We start from the raw sequence: 17,862 nt of genomic DNA, 5'->3' as shown, positions 1-17,862 counted from the left end.
TGGCTGAAGGGTCAACGCATGATTTTGGAAGCGCGAAAATATACAAAATTCACCTGCCGGTATCAACCTCTTTTCTCCGGAAATTTCTTCGCAGCACCCGCCGCCGAGGTCACGGCCAAATTTCAAGTTGCGAATATCACTGTCCGGCCTTACATTCGCCCACAAAAAAAACGATGCCACGCACGATTCCCGATAATCAAGTCTACCTCGATCGCATTTCCTCCGCCCGGCGCAGGGCGTTGCAGCTAAAGCTGCTGCAGTGGTATGCCATTGCACGGCGCGACGTGCCCTGGCGCCGGCAGCGTGACCCGTACGCCATTTGGGTTTCGGAGGTGATGCTGCAGCAAACGCAAACCGCCAAAGTGCTGGATTACTACGAGCCTTTTCTCCGGCGCTTCCCCACGCTCACCGCGCTGGCGCAGGCCCCGCTCGATGACGTGCTCAAGGCGTGGGAGGGCATGGGCTACTATGCACGCGCCCGCCACTTGCACCAAGCCGCGCAATACGTCAGCGCATCCTTGCAGGGCGACCTGCCACGCGACTACCACAAGCTGCTGGAAATTCCGGGCATCGGGCCTTACACCGCAGCCGCAATTGCCAGCATCGCCTTCAATCGCGATCATGCCGTGGTGGATGGCAACGTCGAACGCGTGCTGTGCCGGCTCTTCCGCGTGACGGTGCCGCCGGCAGAACCGCGCGGCAAGCAGCTCTTGCGCGCGCTGGCGCAGGCGTTGCTCAAAGCCGGGCAGGCCCGCGATTGGAATCAAGCGGTAATGGAATTGGGCGCGCTGGTGTGCACGCCGCGCCGCCCCAGTTGCGGGCAGTGTCCTGCAAAGAAATACTGTTGTGCCCACAATCACCTGCGCGACCCGTCGCGGTTGCCGGCGCGCCGCCGCAAGCCGCCGGTGCCGCATCATCACCTGGTCGTGGGGCTGGTATGGAAAGAAGGCCGGCTGCTGATCGATCAGCGCCCCGCGCGCGGCCTGCTCGGCGGATTGTGGGAATTCCCCGGCGGGGCGCTGGCGCAAGGTGAGCGGCATGGCACCGCGCTGCGGCGCGCCCTGCGCCGGGAGCTGGCCGTCGAAACCAAAGTCGGCAAAAGCTTGATGACGGTCGAACACGGCTATACTCATTTTCGCGTGACGCTGCACGTATACCATTGCCGTTATCTCCGCGGCGAGCCGCAAACCGTGCGCTGCCAGCGCTGGAAATGGGTGCGGCCGGCGGAATTACAGAATTACGCCTTCTCCACCGCAAACCGGCACATCATTGCCGCGCTGACCAAAGATCTCGGAGTCGTATGAGCAGTATCGCTGTCACAAATCCGCGGCCGGAATTCCATTGGCGCCTCTGGCTGGGGCTTACGACGCCCGATGCCGACGAAGAAACCGTGGTCGATGATGATATCGGTTCCCGCCTCGGCGAACCCTGGAAGGTCATCCTCTACAACGACGACATTCACACCTTCGACGAAGTCATTGTGCAACTGCAAAAGGCGCTGGGCTGCGGTCAGCAGCGTGCCGGGAAAATCGCCTATGAAGCGCACACGCGCGGCAAGGCCATTGCCTATCACGGCGAATTCGCGGAGTGCTTTCGTGTCGCCGGCGTGTTGCGCGAAATCCAACTACTGGTAGAAATTGAAGGCTGAAGCGGCCCGCTGGCCGCCGGCTGCTCATCGTTTTGCTCTCGCCCTCGTCATGGAAGACCGCCACTATCTCCTCTTCAACGAGATTCAAGCCTCGCACTGGTGGTTTCAGGCGCGCAATCAAATCATGCGCGCGCTGCTCGACGAACACCTGCACAACCGGCCGGCTGTGACCAGCACCGCCGGTCTTGCTTTGTTGGACGTGGGCTGCGGCACCGGCGCCATGCTGCCGATGCTGCGCGAATTCGGTGCGGTTACCGGCGTCGATGCTTCACCGCACGCCGTTGCCTTTTGCCGGCAACATGACCGCAACCGCGTTTTTCTCGACAGCGATCCAGCCTGGCAGTACGCCCGCTATGATGTGCTGACCTTCTTCGATGTCATTGAACACGTCGATGATGATGCCGCCCTGCTGGCGCACTATCTGCGCTGGCTGAAGCCGCACGGCCTGGTCGTGATCACCGTGCCCGCGTTCATGTGTTTGTGGAGCGAGCATGATGAGATCAACCACCATCGCCGGCGGTACAGCAAATCCCGCCTGCTGCGGCTGCTGCAAGCCACCGGGCTTCAGCCGCTGCGTCTTTCCTACTATAACAGCCTGCTCTTTCTCCCCATCGCCGGCTGGCGGCTGCTGCAAAAGACTTGGCCCTCGCGGCCGCATCCGCCGCGCTCCGATTTCGAAACCTTGCCTCCGACGAATCGCTGGCTGCAGGCCATCTTCGCCGCCGAGCGGTTTTGGCTGCGGCGCGGTTCTTTTCCGGTGGGATTGTCTTTGGTTTGTCTGGCGAGGTTGAAGGCGTGAGGCCGCGGCACAACCGCTGGTGGGGGACAACCAACCCCAGGAAGCCAAATTCAGCACTGCGCTGTAACGCACGCCGGGAATTCCGGCAGTGTTTTCACGTGAGCGCGCCCGCCACCTGCAACATGCGCTGCTTGGCTCGAAATTCCTGTGCGGTGTCGACTTCAGCCAGTCCCCGCTTGAGCAGGTGCATGTTGATGAAGGTTTTGTTCTTCAAATAGAGATATGCCCAACGCCGGTTGTTCTCGTCGCATTCCTGTCGATCGAACTTCAAGAATACTTTCTGGCCATCAACCAGCTCCTGCATGAAGCTGATCGCCGCGGTTTCTCTCTCCGCAACCGGCTTGATGCCGAGCAGACGGATCTTGAGGCCCCCGCTCAGCTCGAGCAAGTGTGGGGCTTCGACGCGCGTCACCGCGTAGTACTTTGTCTTGTCTTTTTCCCGGCCGCTGATTTTTGAGCCGAAATGCTGCTGGCGCGGATCGACTTTCTTGTCGAACTTCACCTGGTCGCGAAAAACGTAGGGTTGTCTTGCAATCGCGGCATCGAAATCTATCGCCGCAGGCGGCTGTTCGATGATCTCCGCCTGGCAGGAGCTGTCTGCGCCGAACAGACTGTTTTCTTCGATACCCAGACGGCTCTTGATGACGGGCAGAAACTCGCGATTGATTTCATACCCGACCGAATTTCGCCCCAGCTCCTGCGCCGCCACGGCGGTAGTACCGCTGCCCAGAAACGGATCGAGCACGGTCTCGCCGGTGAAGGAGAACATGCGAATCAAGCGCCGCGGCAGCTCCACGGGAAATGCGGCGAGATGCTGATTCTGTTTTTCGCCGGGAAAGTTCCAGTGGCCGTGAAAATACTCGTTCCATTCCGCCGTTGTCATCGTCGAGCTTTCCTTTTGCGCCGGCGTCGGCTTGGGCGATTTGCCGAGCTTTTTGAACAGCAGGATGAATTCGTAATCGAGCTTGACGATGCCGTTGCGCGGGTGGGGAAAGGAGCCCATGATGGTCGCGCCGCCGCTGGTGTTGGTGGTGGTCACCTTCTGCCAGATGATCGCGCCCATGTAATCGCAGCCGATGGATTCGCAAAATTTGATGATTTCGGTGCGAATCGGAATGATCTTGTAGCGGCCGTAGTAAGCCGCGCGCGCGAACTGATCGCCGATGTTGATGCACAGCCGGCAGCCCGGATGCAACACGCGATAGCATTCCTGCCAGACGAGATTAAGATGGTTGATGTACTCTTCGTAGCTGTCGTTGAAGCCGATCTGCCCGGCATGGCCATAGTCTTTGAGCTGCCAGTAGGGCGGTGAGGTGATGATGAGATGGACGGAAGAATCCGCCAGTTCCGTCATCGCGCGGGCGTCACCGAGAATGATCTTGTGTTGTGTGGAGGCGATCGTCATTTTGTTTCCTCTTGAGATTCAATCCGGCTGCTTGTTCTCTTCCGCCCGCCGGCGGGCGCGCAATGCCCGCGCCTGTGCGAGTTCGATTTCCTCACGATGGCGGTTGGCTTCCTCGAGACTGCGAAATTTGAAGAGGCCCGCGGGATAGGAAATCGGATTCAATCGGTTGGCAAAGCGCCACAGCGCGGCCACTCTTTTGTAATAGGCGGCGTCGGGAGAGAAAGTCCACAAAGCTGCTTCGGCGTCTTCATGGGATTTGAATTTGTAAACCGGCATGGCAGGTTCGAGTGAATCAAAGAAGTTGCTGACCGGAGGAACGTGACTCAATCAGTTTGCGCAGAAAGTGGGCATCGGCTTTGTCCTTGTCGCGCAGGGTGTCATGTTTGAGCCGATACAAGGTTTCGGGCGAGGCCACCCTGATCTTGATGCCTTCTTGTTCCATGACTTCATACTGCAAATCTTCATAAACCACGGCTTCGCCCAGTCGCGCCATGAGGTCAACATAAAAGTGGCCGGGCGCACCGAAGCGAATAACCGCGTAGCGCTGCAACTCCGGCAGTGAGATTTCATCGATTGCCGGATCGTTGAAAACCGTCTTTAGAGCCGCACGCAGCTTGGCGATATTTTCGAGAGTAGGTCTCACGAAAATATCGATGTCACGGGTCAAGCGCTCCAGGCCGTGCAGAATGACGGCCACGCCGCCGATGAGAATGTATTCGACTTCCTGCCGGTCGAGGGCCTCGAACACGGTCAGGAAGCCGGCAAATTGATCCTTCATGTCAACCCACCAACGATTTGACGCCGGTCTCAGGCTGCTCCCGCGGTCAACGGCAAGGCTGCCGGCTGGCACTTTTCAACAAACTCGCGGAAGCGCTGAATCGCGGCGTGTTCGCGCTCGCCCAGGCGGTAGACAAAGCCGTCGAAATAGGCCTGTACTTCGGCGCTGGTCAAGCCTAGGCGCTTGCCGTGCATGCGGCCCCATTCGGGCTGGCGCTGCTCGGCGCTGTTGGCGGCGCGCTCGAGTTCCGCCACCAGTTGGTCGCGATCTTGCCGGCTCATGTCACGACGAATCGCCCAGACCGCGAAGACGAACGGGAGGCCGGTCCACGCATGCCACTCATGGCCGAGATCATAAACGTATTGAAAGCCCGCCAGGCCGGCCTGCAAGCGGCGCAGGGCCTCATCGCCAATCACCAGCGCGGCCTCGAAGCGGCCGGCCTCTTGCGATTGAAACACGGCGTGCATGCGCTCGAGCTGGGCGCGCACACCGTATTTGTGCTGCAAAATGACCTGCAAGAGTTCCATCGAGGTCGAAGTGTCGGCGGTGACGCCGATGCGCTTGCCTGCCAGCTCATGCCACTTGTGATTGGAATAGAGCCGCACGCTGTGCGCCAGGTCTTTCACCGCAATGCCGTAATCCAGCAGGTCATAATTGTGCTCGACGCGGAAGTAGTCCATCAACGAGAGCGGGCCGCCGTCGATTTGATTGCGCTCGGCGAGCCGCCCCATTTGCTGCGGTGACATCGGCACCTGATTGACGCGCGCCGGCTCGAACTCGCGGTAGAACGGCACACAATTGAGATAGGGAATCTTGCCGAGCGCGCGCGGCGCGTGCACCGCCAGCGGATTGTAGAGAATGTCGCGCTCAACCGGAATCTTGCCGCCGCTGCGAATCAGGCCGATGATGTGGTCCTTCGCCAGCGTCACCGGGCTGGTGGCGTGCGCCGCATGCGCGATGCGCTCCTCACCGACCGTGCCGTCCATGTCATCCGCGCCGAAATGCAACGCCACCGGCGCGACCTCCGCGGTGAGCATGATCCAGTAGGCCTTGATGTGCGGGAAGTTGTCGAGCATCAGCCGGGAGACGGCGATGGTTTTCAAATCATCCACCGCGGAGGTGTAGCGGTCGACCACGCCGTTGTCGCCGGGCTGATAGGCCAGCGGAATGAAGGTCAGAAAGCCGCGCGATTCCTCCTGCTGCTCGCGCAGCTTGATCAAATGCTCCACGCGTTCCTCCAGCGTTTCAATGTGGCCGTAGAGCATGGTGGCGTTGGTGGGAATGCCCAGCTCGTGCGCAGCGCGATGCACTTCGCGCCAGCGCTTTTCTCCGATCTTCTGATTGAACAGCCGCCGCCGCACGCGCTCGGAAAAAACCTCGGCGCCGCCGCCCGGCATGGTGCTCAGCCCGGCTGCCTTGAGCTGGCGCAAGACTTCTTGAATCGGCAGCTTGAATTTCTTGGAGAAGAAGTCGATTTCCACCGCGGTCCAGGCTTTGATATCGATTTTGGGAAAGTTGGCTTTGATTTGCCGCATCATGTCGAGATAGAATTCCCACGGCCACTCCGGATGCAAGCCGCCGACGATGTGCACCTCCTGCAGCTCGTGATTGAGCTTGCCGAGGATTTGCGTCATGGTCATGGCGTAGGCGCGCTCGTCATTGGCTTTTACCGCGAAGTCACAGAATTTGCAGGACAGCACGCAGATGTTGGTGGGATTGACCTGGCGATTGACGACGAAGTAAACCGCGTCGCCGCTTTTTTCCCGCTGCACCGCGTGCGCCATTTTGCCGAGGCTGAGCAGGTCCTCAGTTTGCAGCATGGTCACGCCGTCTTGCAGATCGAGCCGTTCGCCCGCCTGGATTTTTTCCCAAATGGGGAGGAGTTTGTGGTCGTGGAATTGGATTGCAGACATGAATGCCATGATTGATTCTTCCTTCGTTATCTGGATGCAGTATTCTTCTGTTTGCAGTAAAACCGACCAATCGTCATCGCCAATACTCCTCCCATCTCTTTTCCACACGCGCGCGAATCTCCTCCGTCATCACCAGCGGCCCGGGATAGCCCGGCTTCCAGGTGGCGTCGATGCCCATCACCCCCCGGTAGATCGGGCTAATGCCGAGGAGCGACTGCTCGCTGAAAATCACATCGCGCTCGGCATCGAAGCGCGTGAAAACGCCCCAAATGTAGCTTTCCCGGGAATGCAAATCAACATCCGCGCTCACCGCGGCAATTATTTTCAATGCGCGCAATTCCGGCAGCTTGACCAGCCGCGCGATGATTTCCCGGCCCTCGCCCGCGGTTTTCACCAGGAGCAGCGTTTCATCATGCAGGCAGGCTTCCTGCACGCCGGGAAATTCCTGCGGCAAGCGCGCCAGAACATTTTCCATCCTCTCCCTCTCTCCCTCGCTCCCGATCTCCCCCTCACCCTGTCTCCCCCTCGCCCCGTCCTTCACCGTGGCATCCAAGATCATTTTGCTGCCGAGATTCATTTTGAAAGAAGTGAAGTCCAGCGTGTCGAGCGGCACTTTGGGAATCATTACGAAATCGTAGTGCGGATCGAAATTCGCCTTGATCGCGGCGAGCACGGATTTCCAGTCGCGCACATTCACATGATCGGACACCAGCACGATGCACTTGGTGAGCGAAAGCTGATCCGTGCCCATCAAGCCGAGCGCGGACTTCATCGCTTCTTTCTGATAGCGCTGCTCCACCGCAACCACGAGCAGATTGTGAAACCCGGCTTCATAGTAGGCCCACAGACTTTTGATTTCCTTGTGAATCAGGCGGGCAAGCGGCCTGAGAATTTGCTGCGTGGCGTCGCCGAGAAATTTGTCTTCCATCGGCGGCTTGCCGACCACGGTGCAGGGATAGATCGCGCCACGGCGATGCGTGATCTGGTTGAGGTGAAACACGGGAAAATCGGCGGCGTGTGAGTAGTGGCCGAAGTGGTCGCCGAACGGACCTTCGCGCCGGCTTTCGTCGAGCGGCACCCGGCCCTCGAGAATGAATTCCGCCTCGGCGGGCACCGGCATGGCGATGGACTTGCCCTGGGCCATGGGCACGGGCGCGCCGCGCAAAAAGCCCGCGAACATTACCTCATCGATGCCCTCCGGCAGCGCTGCAATCGTCGCCAGCAGCGTCGCCGGATCTGTGCCCAGCGCCACCGCGATTTCAAATTCCCGCCCGAGCTTCTGCGCTTGATAGTAATGAAACCCGCCGCCCTTTTGAATTTGCCAGTGCATGCCGGTGCTGCGATCGTCATAGACTTGCATGCGGTACATGCCGACGTTGCGCTTGCCGTCGCGCGGATCGTGCGTGAAGACCTGGCCCAGCGTGATGAAGCGGCCACCGTCTTCCGGCCAGCATTTTTGAATCGGCAGGTGGGAGAGTTGCGGCGCGCTGATGATTTGTTGCGAGAGGGCGTTGCGGCTGCGTTTGGGCCGTGCCGCGAGCAGGCGCTTCACCACCGGCCAGTGATCGACGACCAGCCGGGGCCTGGGTGGCATGGCGGCTTCGACGAAATGGATCAGCTCTTCGCCCAGTTGATCGGGATGCCTGCCGAGCGCCAGCTCGAGGCGGCGCTCGCTGGCGAGCAGATTGATGGCGAGCGGAAAGCGCGCGCCTTTGACTTTTTCGAACAGCAGCGCCGGTCGCTGTTCCCGCAGGGCGCGCACCGCGATCTCAGTGATCTCCAATTCGGGATCGACTTCGACTTTGACGCGATGCAATTCACCGAGGGATTCGAGGTGGCGGGCAAAATCGCCGAGGGCTGGAAAGGGAAAGGGCATGTCGAATTGACCTGTAAAGCAAGGAGTCTATGAGTCCGTTGAGTGGTTTCCATCGGTTGGAAGAGCCTGTGCTGTTTTCGCAGCGACGCCAGCTTGAAAGGACTGGACGTTACTTCGCAATTGCAGCAGCGTCTCGCGCAACCCTTCCTCCAGCGGCCGTACGGTGTAACCCAGTTCGCGCCGCGCTTTCGCATTATCTCCAAGATAAGTCACTCCGGCGGAAACGCGCAGAGTCTCTGCCGCATACGTCACCGGCAACGGCAGGAAGGTACCGAAGAAGCCACTGAGCGTCGCCATGAAGCGCAGCAACCCCGGCTTGCCGCGCAACCGCGGCGCTTTGATGCCGGTGATTCGTTCCGCGATTTCAAATGCCTCGATCAAAGTGTATGGCGGCCCGGCGATGATGTAGCTTTCGCCGGGCCGGCCTTTTTCCATCGCCAGGAGATGGCCGCGCACCACGTCATCGACATGCGCCCAACAAAAGGCGGTGCGCTCGGGCAGCAGCGGCAGCCGGCGCTGCAGGTATTGTTTGAACGTCACGGCGATTGCACTGGTGTCGCCCGGGCCGTAGACCAGGCCCGGTTGCACGATTACCAACGGCAGTCCGGCGGCGGCCAGGGGCACGGCGACTTGGTAGTGCGCCAGCCATTTCGTGCGATCATACTCACTCAAATGCGGCCCGTCGTAGCGATAATTCTCCTCCACTTTCCGGCCGTGCGTGTCGGAAAAAACCGCGAGCGTGCTGGTGTACACGCCCTTGGGAATGCCAAGCTCCCGCATCAATTCCAGCACGTGGCGCGTGCCCGTCACGTTGATTCTTTCCGCCATTGTACTATCTTTGGCGCCGATCTTGTACCATGCCGCGAGGTGAAAGACGCCGTCGGCGCCGGCCATGGCCGGCCGCATGCTTGCTTTGTCGGTAATGTCGCCGGTTGCGAGTGTGATGCCCGCCTCTGCGAGTGGCGCGGCTTGGCCGGCATTGCGCACCAGCGCCACGACTTCATGGCCGTTGGCGACCAAAGCTGTGGCCAGCCGGCCGCCGATGAAACCGGTCGCGCCGGTGAGAAAATATCTCATCGCGGCTCCGGCAGTGCGCACGCCCGTTCCGTCGCACGGAGCGAAAAGGGACAGAAGGATTCGAATACGGTCATCAGGCGGTTTGCCGAGGTTGTGATCACATCATGTTTTGGATTTTCTCTCTGACGCTCAAAGGGTCGGCCACATCTTCGAAAATCACCTCGATGCCCGCCGTGCCCGAGCTGCTGAATTCGACGTTGCCGATGCCGAGCAACCGCTGCATGAACGTTTGCGTTACGTTGATGTTGCGGACGTCTTCCACGCGCACCGATTTGATCTCGCGCGCGATGTATCCGCGCCGGCTTTCGATGGTGCCGCGTTCGACCGTGAAGCGCCAGGCGTAATGGCGGAACATCATGATCAAAGCGAGCAGCAGAAGCGGCACGGCAAAGAGGGAGAGCGAGGCGACCAGATTGCGGCTGTCCTGCGAGGCATACGCCTCGTACAGCGCCGCGAGAATGCCGGCCACGAAAAAGAGGGCTAAAAACATGATGCCCCATTGCCGCCGCCAAGCCGGACGAGTGCGATAAGTCATTTTGCCGTCACCCTCTCACATTTTCCCCGGCAAGATGCGAAAAAGCCGGGCAACCTGCAAGTTGGAATTCTAACCGGCAAGGAGAAGAAACATGTGGCACTTGAGCGCAGAGAGTCTGTTGGTGGCCGTGTTGCTGGCGATGCTTGGGGAATGGGCCGCAGCGGCGGAGTCCGGCCCGGGCCGGCCGCGCACCCGCCAGGCCGGCGTCGAAGTCGGCATTTTGCCCACCGGTCCGTTGAATGCGATCACCGACGTCAACGGTGTCAAAGTCGGACATTGTACGTTGTGGCGCGGCGATTCGATTCGCACCGGCGTGACCGTGATCCTGCCGCACGCCGGCAACCTCTTTCAGGAGAAGGTGCCGGCCGCGGTTTACTGCGGTAATGCGTTCGGCAAGCTGGCGGGTTCCACGCAGGTCGTGGAGTTGGGCACGCTGGAAACCCCGATCGCCTTGACCAACACGCTGAGCGTGCCGGTGGCCATGCAAGCGCTGGTGAAGTACACGCTGCAGCAAGCCGGCAACGAAGAGGTGGCCTCGGTGAATGCGGTGGTGGGTGAGACCAACGACGGCTGGTTGAATGACATTCGCGGGATGCACGTGCAGGAAGAGCACGTGTGGCAAGCGCTGGCCGCAGCCAAAACCGGTGAAGTGGAAGAAGGCAGCGTGGGCGCGGGCACCGGCACGCAATGCCTGGGCTTCAAGGGCGGGATTGGCACTTCCTCGCGGCGGCTGCCGCAGGAGTTGGGCGGATACACCGTCGGGGTGCTGGTGCAAACGAACTTCGGCGGCATTCTCACCATCAACGGCGCGCCGGCGGGACGGGAGCTGGGCAAGTTCTATTTGAGCGAGCAGGTGGCGAAAGCGCAGGACGGCGGATCGTGCATGATCGTGGTCGCAACGGATGCGCCGCTCTCCCCGCGCAACCTCGAGCGCCTCGCCAGGCGCGCACTGTTCGGATTGGCGCGCGCCGGCGGGTTCATGGCCAACGGCAGCGGCGAATACGTCATCGCATTTTCCACGGCGTATCGCATTCCGCATCAACTACCGGCGGCCCGCCTGCATATCGCGAACGAGCTGGCGAACGAGGCCATGACCCCGCTTTTTCTCGCCGTGGTGGAAGCCGGCGAAGAGGCCGTTTACAATTCTCTGTTCAAAGCGACAACTGTTGTGGGAAGAAGCGGACGCAAGCTGGAGGCGCTGCCGTTGGCAGAGACGATCGCGCTGTTGCAGCGCTATCAGGTGCTGCATTTGCAGAAGCGTCTGCCCGGACTGCCGCAAGGCGGGAAGGACTAAACCGCGAACTCCCACGCCGGCCTGGCATGGGAGCATCGCAGCCATACATGAGGTGGAGGTTGTTTGCGATCACGCTGACGGAGGAAGATTGCCGTTGGATTCAATGCGCAGCCAGTCGATTTCCCACAATTGCAGGTTGCCGCGCGCATGCGGTGTCCCATTGTCGTAAAGACGCAGTGCACGCGGATGCTTGGGTGTGCCGATCAACCGGCAACCGTCGCGAAATTCGATTTCGAACTTGTTGGCCCAGAGATTCCGCCGCAGGGTCACGACGTGCGAGATGTTTTTCAGGTAGGCGACATTGCGCAGTGCAATCTTGGTGTTGCCCATGGCCGTCGCGAATGTCAGCAGCCTGTTTTCCGCCTGCACCGTGATTTCGGAACCATCGTACAGTCCCGCATGGATGGTCAACAACGGCACCACTTCATGGTTGCGATGTGAGGGGACTAGGAACATATTGTTCTCCTTGGGCGATTGGTTTCCATGCTGAGCCGGCGCGGCTCAGTGCGCCGTTTGCACGGCGCTGCTGCGGGCTTTCTCAACCGATTTGACTTCCACGGTGAAGAAGTCTTGGCTGAAGAGAAACCAGACGAGCAGGAAGAGGAACACAAAGAATTTTACCAGTCGCCACATCCCCTTGAGTGGACTGCGTCTGCCAACGGTGTCAAGGGAGGGCGACTCACTTCCATCGAGAAGTGAGAGCAGCAACACCAGGTCCGATGCCCGCATTTTGCACCTCCTTGGCGAATATGAATGCACAACACGAGTATGAATTGACGAAGCAGTCTGGAGAATTGCCGGACCGCTTTTGCTGACCATTGCGACAATGGTGTTGCCGGCAATTCCTGAAAGCTTTGGCCGTTTTTCGCGGCTGGCGCGGCGGCCCGCAACCGCAACCTCAGGACAAGTGCACCTTGTCCGGCTTTGCAACAAAGGAAGAACAGGTGTTTTCGCGCTGACAGGGATTCTGACTATTCAATGACCATTGCCGGCCATGAGTTCTTTTTGGTGGGGAAAGAATAATACCGCGTGGTCACAAGGCGGGCTCGTTGTCACAACATAAGCGAGGGAATGAGGGCCAGAAAATCCAGGAAACTCCCGGCAGTCACGTCATCATGAAGTGGCGTTTCGAGTGCCGGCGCGGCGCACATGATTTGCGATTGGTCGCCTCCGAGGAACGCCGGCACGAAGAGGAATCTGCTTTTGCCCTCCGCTTGCGCCGGCAACGGCACGCTGTGCATGAATCTGAGATTCTCCAGCTTGCCGTTGACGCTGGAGAATTTCTCCGTTGGCCGCGTGCCGGATGTGGGGATTTGTTTACTCTCCCAGTAACGATAAAACTGCCCCAACTCAACCGTGGGAAACGAGTAGAAGCATAGCACAACGGAAAGCAGGTTTCTGAGTTTGGGCAGCAAGTCTTGCGCTTGCATGTATGCCGCTTCGCCTTTTTCCAAGCGGTGCAAGTGTTCGGTCAGCGTTTTTTCTGCCGGGAGAAATTCCGCGCTGGTCATCACGCCGGGCCAGTCCAGCGCGGTCAGCGGCGCGGCTCTGAGCAGGTGGTTGGCAAGACGCCGGATGTGCAATTCCTTGAGCACGCGTATCGCCAGAATCAGCATGCGACGGGCTTGCAGAACCGGCACCAGGCGGGCCGGCCATTGGTGCCGGGCATCCAACTGGCCGAAAGTCTCCTGCCAAAACGCCGGCCAGTCAAACGCGTCGGCATAGGGAGTCTGCGCTCGATAAAAGGCGGGCGCAGGCTGCAGGGTACGGGCCAGGCGTTCGGCATCGTGTGCCGGCGGAAAGAGTTCAGGATGATCGTAGGTGGCATGCACCAGGGCCGCCGCCAGCAGTTCCGGCGTGGAATGAAAATAGACCTGCTGGCCGTCGTGCTTGTGCCGCACCGTCCAACTGCTGTGCATGAAGAAACATTTCGGAAACCAGCGCCGGCAAGCTAGTTCGAAGAGAATCCACCGGCCTTCATCGAAGGTCAAGGTCACGCGCTGGCGCGTGCCTTCGGGCGCCTGCAGTTCCAGCGTGAAGGATTCGTGCGAAACGGCACTCTTGAAGAAGCCCGGTGGCACCGTGAGCCACAGATTTTGCATCATGCGCGGCTGGCGTTCTTGCAGGCAATCCTGCATGTCCTCCAATGTCTGGCGGCGCAGTTCCGCCAGGAATTCCGCTTCGACGTTGCTTGCCTTTTCAAAGGCGCTGGTCAGCTCCGGAAAAAAAGCCTGGTGGCTGAAGGCGAAGCCGGCGTCACGTTCATCGATGAGCAGTTCTGCGGCGGCGTGGATGTTGTGCATTCGGGCCGCGACCGGGCTGATGTCGCTACTGATGGCAAAAGTATTCGCCCCGCGCCGCCGGCTGCGGAGGAAGAAGTACGGCCGCCGGCATTGGCGGAAGAGGCGGGCGAGATATTCCACCATGAGACGGTCACGCTGGCTGCCCTTGAAATCATGCTGGCCGACGATCACGTTTTCCGCCGGCCAGATGGCGGCAGCCTCCAGCAATTCGGCGCGGCGGCCGGGATAAGCGGTGTTGACCAGAAAGAGCGGATAGCCCTCCGGCGCCAGGCGTTTCAACTCCGCCAGCAGCGGATTGGCCTGGCTGTAGGCTTCATAGCCCCGGGCCCCCAGCGCGACGTGGCTGTAGAACTGCTCCGCCCAGGCGTGAAACAGAGTCCAACTTTGATCGCTCTTGGCATTGCGGCTCGGTACCAGTTCGCCGCGCGCCGCCTCCTGCCACTCTTCCATGCCTTTGCCATTCATTTCGAATTCCTTTTGGGCAGAGCTGCCCACCCATTGCTGCAGCTTGTGGAAGATGAAAGTGAGGGCATTGTGCACGTAGATGTTTTCCTCGCTGGCGCTGGTTGCGCCGTCGTGCGCTGCGGTGAGATAGAGCGCCATCAAGTCGAGCAGCGCGCTGAAGCTCGCCTGGGCCGCGGGCAGGCAATAGGGCAGGAACCTCTGCAGCACCGCGAGCTTTTCGCGGTCGCTGTAGTGCTCACTTTCCTTGTGCGGCGGCGTAATGGGCGCCTGCAAGAGGCCGATCAGTGCCGGCCAGCGCAGCTCAGTCACGGCATGCTGCTCCAAGAACGCGGCGGTGTCAATGATTTGAGAGAAGGATTTGGCCGCAATGATCTCGCCGTGATCGTCGTCGTAGGAAAAATAATCCAGATAAAGATCGACCCAAAAGAGGTCGTAAGGATTGCCCCGCAGCATTTGGCCTTTGACTTTGGCGATGGCCTGGCAGATGCTGGCGGCAAAATCCACATGCACGGCGTTGCCCAACAGCATGCCGAAGTTCCCGCGCAGCAGTTCGCGCAGGTTGGCGTTGTCTTCAAGCACGAGAATTGACCAGCAACTCTTCACGGCAGTCACGGCGTTCCCTCCCGAGATAGATGTGCCACAGGTAGTCTTCCAGCCGGATTTTGAAATCCGGTGTTCCCGCTCCTTCCGTCAAATGGATAAGGTATCGCAGAATCTGCAGACCATGAATTTCGTAGCCGTAGCGTAACAGCGCCCGGACATCCTCTACAAAAAGCTCCTTGGTGTCGGCACTGTTGCGGAAGTCATAGCTGAAATAGATGCCGTTTTCCCGCGGTTCTGCCGCAACGTGCATCACGCATTCCTGGCAGCCGGTGAGCGGCGAGGGCGTGATGTGGTTGAAGAAGTTGCACAGCAGGTTGTAGAGAATCGCTTCCGTGTCGAGCAAGGCCTCTTCACTCATCAGCAACGGCGGTGCCTGCACGTCGATGCGCGCCGCACCGGCGAGATTGCTGAAGCTATCGCGCAAAATGTTGAGACAAGCGCCCGCGGGCCGGTCTGGGCAGGCTTGCCGGTGGGCCTGCAGAAAACCATGTACCTCGGTGCGGCGGGAATCGGCATCGAGCCCAAACGCAGGATGGCGATTGCGGCGAAAGCTGGCGCGGAAGCGCCGGCTCTTGAGCCAGCCGCGCCAGGTCGAACAGAAGACATCGGTGAATACACCGGCGAGGTCCACGGGTTTCCGGTTCAGGCTGAGCTCCTGCTCCTGCCGGTCGCCGCGGCGCCGCAGCAAATAGTGGCGCATCACTCGTTCCTTGTGGCTCTGCTCGATCAACTGCTGCGCGGCCAGATCCGATTCCATGCCCTCCATCATGTCCGCAATCAACACCTCCCGCACCGTCTTGCTGTCATGCATCAACATATCGAGCATGCGCGCGCGTTCTTCATCGACTTTGTGTTGCGCCTGTTCATTCAGCGTCTCCAGTACGATTACTGCCTGGCCGAGATGGCTTTCGAGAATCGGCAGGCATTTCTCCCGGCCGGGCAACTGAGACCAATCGAAGATGAAGAGCAGGCGGTGCGCGAGAACAGTTTTGGGCACGGCATGCAGCTTGTCGAGACACAGGCGGGAATCGAGAGCGGTCAAACGGCCGATGAATTCGGGAGCTGCCGGCGCGAGTCCCGCCGGCCAGCGATGCTCTTCCAGACGCTTGCTGATTTCTCCCGGCTCCAGCTTGAAGGCGTACATCGTGCCGGTATCGCAGTCATAACAATAGTGGAAGGGCAGCTTGCTGTTGATGAGCTGCAGCAGATCGGCCACTGATTCGACGTGGTCGCGCGTGAACCGGCTGATGAGACGGCTGTTGTAGGCGTCAAAAATCATCGCCGGAAAGTAGTGATTGACGTAAGTCCAGCCCTTGGTCAATACGCGGCTGAGCTTCTCAGCAACGTTGCGGGTGCGATGGAAGTAGTCGGCAGGCAAAGCGAAATAGGCGATGCCGTAGTAGATGCCGTGGAATACGATGGGAAAGACGCAGTTGTAGAATTCGAAAACTTGAGTGCGGGCGTTGAGGTAACTGATGACGGGCGCGGGATTCGAAGTGCCCCAGTTCAGCAAATCATAAAGCTGGCCATAGAGTTCGTAGAGATCGCGGTCTCCGGGCTGCAAATCGAAGTATTCATCATTGCGCTTGAACGGCTTTTGATGCAGCACGGCGAACCTGTCCCGCAGGCGGTAAAAATCAATGGCATTGCTGGGAATGTCGATCTCGCGGCACAACACTTCCTCGGGCCGGCGATGGGCTTCGTCGTAGCGATAGTGATTCAGATAGATTTTTGAAAAACTGCTCTCATCTTCGCAGGCGCGGCGATAAAGCTGGCCGCAAATGTCCCAATAATGTTTGGTCGGCAGAAAGCTCACCAGGCGGGCGAGATGATTGGAAGTCAGGTGTGGGACGGAGCAGACCGGCTTGTTGTCCAGGACGATTTCAAAAAGTGCGCGAACTTCTTCTTCCGGAGCGTTCCGCAAATCATCCCACAGGTACCGCTTCAGCTTGGTGAAGGCGGGATTTTGCTGGCGCTGTTCATTGACATACCTCTGCGCGTGGCTCAAAAGCTGGCGCAGTTCGTGTTCCGGCAGCGGCGGTTTGAGGCCGTAGTTGTGAAAAACTTCGTCTCTGAAGTCGAGCAGGGAAAAATTGAAGCTCAGGCCCTCTTCGAGGCGAAACTTTTCGATGCATTCGTCGATGATGTCCGCGTAGAAGCGTTGCATGGCTTCCGTCCAATCAGCATGAGACGATTGGCTGCCGGTGCGGAGCTGTCGGGCACGAGGGGAACGGTTTTTATCGCTTCCAAGCCGGCTTGCGCCAGTTCGGCCGCCAGCGCTGCGGCGGTGAAGAAATACATGCGATGGCGGGCGCTTCGGCTGCCGGCGCTCAATGTCCGGTCGATCACGAATTCATCGGTTGCGGGCGATCCTGCCGGCGTGCGGGAACTGGCCTCTTGCGCCGCCGGAAAGGATTGGTGCAGCTTGAACGCCGCCTCGCAATGCGAGGTTTCTTGCCCGTGGCCGGCGGCCTCGCGCAACTCGAGATAGCGCTGCACCGTGGCAAAATCTGCCAGAAAAACGCCGTTGGGCCTGAGCACCCGCCGGATTTCAGCGAGCAGGCGGCGGCGGCCGGCGGCGCCATAGAGATTGAGCAGGCTGAAGACACCGAGTACCGCGTCAAAGCTTTCCTCTTGAAAACCGAGAGCCAGAAGATTGCCTTGCGCCAGCCCCGGCCGCGGATTAACAAAGGATTTTTTTGCGCAAATGTCAAGCATCGGCCGGCTCAAGTCAACGCCCACACAGGTTTGCCGCGGCACCGTGGCGATTTCCGCCAGCATGGCGCCGGTGCCGCAGCCCGCCTCCAAAATGCGGCGCGGCGGCGGCAGCAGCTCATCGAGCGCGCGCTGAATCAAACCGGCCCACGCCGGATAGTCGATCAGATCATAGAAATCGTTGTAGAACGGCGCAAAGGCGTCATAGAACTCGCGGAGGTACTGGGCTTCGGTGATGGGGGAATCGGGCATCATCATGGAGAATCGAAAACCGGCCGGCGCGGCGGGGAGAGGGGCAGAGCAGTGGCACCGGCCAATGGGACGTCGTTATCCTGTAAAACTCGTCTTATCCCCTGGTGTCATCCAGTGGGGATCTTGTGAAGTTGCTGGTGCATCTCGTATTGCTCACAAGCTTCGTCTGAATGACAAAACCGGGAGCTGTTTGCCGCAG

The 17,862-nt window shown here is 59.7% G+C and carries 16 protein-coding genes and 1 pseudogene; 4 read left to right on the top strand and 13 right to left on the bottom strand.

All coding sequences use genetic code 11. The features are described from left to right. Positions 1-173 precede the first annotated feature (173 nt). The 3 genes from mutY to L6R21_09760 are packed head-to-tail and all read left to right on the top strand — an operon-like array spanning position 174 to position 2,447. The gene (gene mutY / locus L6R21_09770; GenBank protein ID MCK6559473.1) at positions 174-1,304 is read left to right on the top strand and encodes an A/G-specific adenine glycosylase; all 1,131 of its coding nucleotides are present in this window, start codon (positions 174-176) and stop codon (positions 1,302-1,304) included. Then, complete coding sequence (locus L6R21_09765) at positions 1,301-1,648, top strand: ATP-dependent Clp protease adaptor ClpS (GenBank protein ID MCK6559472.1); 348 nt, start codon at positions 1,301-1,303, stop codon at positions 1,646-1,648. The genes mutY and L6R21_09765 overlap by 4 nt, the downstream gene beginning before the upstream one ends. Beyond that, positions 1,638-2,447 carry a class I SAM-dependent methyltransferase gene (locus L6R21_09760; GenBank protein ID MCK6559471.1) on the top strand — a complete coding sequence of 270 codons (810 nt, stop codon included), beginning with the start codon at positions 1,638-1,640 and terminating at the stop codon, positions 2,445-2,447. Before L6R21_09765 ends, L6R21_09760 begins: the two co-directional genes overlap by 11 nt. Positions 2,448-2,541: 94 nt before the next feature. Here the strand turns inward: L6R21_09760 and L6R21_09755 are convergent, their stop codons facing one another. The 8 genes and pseudogenes from L6R21_09755 to L6R21_09720 all read right to left on the bottom strand — a co-directional run bounded on the left by L6R21_09755 (position 2,542) and on the right by L6R21_09720 (position 10,031). Next, positions 2,542-3,852, bottom strand: a complete 1,311-nt coding sequence (locus L6R21_09755) for a thermonuclease family protein (protein ID MCK6559470.1) — start codon at positions 3,850-3,852, stop codon at positions 2,542-2,544. Between the two features lie 18 nt (positions 3,853-3,870). Then, positions 3,871-4,128, bottom strand: coding sequence for a hypothetical protein (locus L6R21_09750; protein ID MCK6559469.1), 258 nt, complete (start codon positions 4,126-4,128; stop codon positions 3,871-3,873). Positions 4,129-4,144: 16 nt separating this feature from the next. Continuing rightward, positions 4,145-4,630 (bottom strand): nucleotidyl transferase AbiEii/AbiGii toxin family protein, encoded by a 486-nt coding sequence (locus L6R21_09745; protein ID MCK6559468.1) that lies wholly within the window; start codon positions 4,628-4,630, stop codon positions 4,145-4,147. A gap of 29 nt (positions 4,631-4,659) precedes the next feature. Further along, complete coding sequence (locus L6R21_09740) at positions 4,660-5,424, bottom strand: menaquinone biosynthesis protein (protein MCK6559467.1); 765 nt, start codon at positions 5,422-5,424, stop codon at positions 4,660-4,662. Between the two features lie 39 nt (positions 5,425-5,463). Further along, positions 5,464-6,552 (bottom strand): annotated as a pseudogene (gene mqnE, locus L6R21_09735) (aminofutalosine synthase MqnE). A 64-nt stretch (positions 6,553-6,616) separates the two neighbouring features. Next, on the bottom strand, positions 6,617-8,419 hold the full coding sequence (locus tag L6R21_09730; GenBank protein MCK6559466.1) for a menaquinone biosynthesis decarboxylase: 1,803 nt from the start codon (positions 8,417-8,419) through the stop codon (positions 6,617-6,619). 27 nt (positions 8,420-8,446) lie between these two features. Further along, entirely contained in the window at positions 8,447-9,496 is a 1,050-nt protein-coding gene (locus tag L6R21_09725; GenBank protein MCK6559465.1) for an NAD-dependent epimerase/dehydratase family protein, read from the bottom strand. Between the two features lie 97 nt (positions 9,497-9,593). Next, on the bottom strand, positions 9,594-10,031 hold the full coding sequence (locus tag L6R21_09720) for a PH domain-containing protein (GenBank protein MCK6559464.1): 438 nt from the start codon (positions 10,029-10,031) through the stop codon (positions 9,594-9,596). Positions 10,032-10,122: 91 nt separating this feature from the next. Between L6R21_09720 and L6R21_09715 the strand changes: the two genes are divergently transcribed. Next, positions 10,123-11,325 carry a P1 family peptidase gene (locus tag L6R21_09715; protein ID MCK6559463.1) on the top strand — a complete coding sequence of 401 codons (1,203 nt, stop codon included), beginning with the start codon at positions 10,123-10,125 and terminating at the stop codon, positions 11,323-11,325. 69 nt (positions 11,326-11,394) lie between these two features. Here L6R21_09715 and L6R21_09710 read toward each other — a convergent pair whose 3' ends face one another. From L6R21_09710 to L6R21_09690, 5 genes are all read right to left on the bottom strand, one after another. Further along, positions 11,395-11,781 carry a hypothetical protein gene (locus tag L6R21_09710; GenBank protein ID MCK6559462.1) on the bottom strand — a complete coding sequence of 129 codons (387 nt, stop codon included), beginning with the start codon at positions 11,779-11,781 and terminating at the stop codon, positions 11,395-11,397. Positions 11,782-11,826: 45 nt separating this feature from the next. Continuing rightward, positions 11,827-12,054, bottom strand: coding sequence for a hypothetical protein (locus L6R21_09705; GenBank protein ID MCK6559461.1), 228 nt, complete (start codon positions 12,052-12,054; stop codon positions 11,827-11,829). A gap of 323 nt (positions 12,055-12,377) precedes the next feature. Beyond that, entirely contained in the window at positions 12,378-14,705 is a 2,328-nt protein-coding gene (locus L6R21_09700; GenBank protein ID MCK6559460.1) for a response regulator, read from the bottom strand. Next, positions 14,665-16,863, bottom strand: a complete 2,199-nt coding sequence (locus tag L6R21_09695; protein ID MCK6559459.1) for a hypothetical protein — start codon at positions 16,861-16,863, stop codon at positions 14,665-14,667. Before L6R21_09695 ends, L6R21_09700 begins: the two co-directional genes overlap by 41 nt. Next, the gene (locus L6R21_09690) at positions 16,797-17,669 is read right to left on the bottom strand and encodes a class I SAM-dependent methyltransferase (protein MCK6559458.1); all 873 of its coding nucleotides are present in this window, start codon (positions 17,667-17,669) and stop codon (positions 16,797-16,799) included. Before L6R21_09690 ends, L6R21_09695 begins: the two co-directional genes overlap by 67 nt. Between the last annotated feature and the right edge of the window lie 193 nt (positions 17,670-17,862).

Source organism: bacterium (genome assembly GCA_023150945.1).
Taxonomy (GTDB): Bacteria; Zhuqueibacterota; Zhuqueibacteria; order Zhuqueibacterales; family Zhuqueibacteraceae; genus Coneutiohabitans.
This window is presented reverse-complemented; position numbering and strand designations above follow the sequence as displayed.